General features: G+C 54.5%; 1 rRNA gene. It reads right to left on the reverse strand.

Annotated elements, in window-relative coordinates:
• Positions 1-277 (reverse strand): 16S ribosomal RNA (locus J9885_RS20225); the annotation flags it as partial.

Here is a 277-nt window from a genome sequence, read left to right on the forward strand (position 1 = left end):
TCACATCTAACTTATCCAACCGCCTGCGTGCGCTTTACGCCCAGTAATTCCGATTAACGCTTGCACCCTCCGTATTACCGCGGCTGCTGGCACGGAGTTAGCCGGTGCTTCTTCTGCGAGTAACGTCACAGCTGTTGGATATTAGCCAACAACCTTTCCTCCTCGCTGAAAGTGCTTTACAACCCGAAGGCCTTCTTCACACACGCGGCATGGCTGCATCAGGGTTTCCCCCATTGTGCAATATTCCCCACTGCTGCCTCCCGTAGGAGTCTGGACC

It is taken from the genome of Aeromonas sp. SrichE-2G (genome assembly GCF_017939565.1).
Classification (GTDB): Bacteria; Pseudomonadota; Gammaproteobacteria; order Enterobacterales; family Aeromonadaceae; genus Aeromonas; species Aeromonas taiwanensis.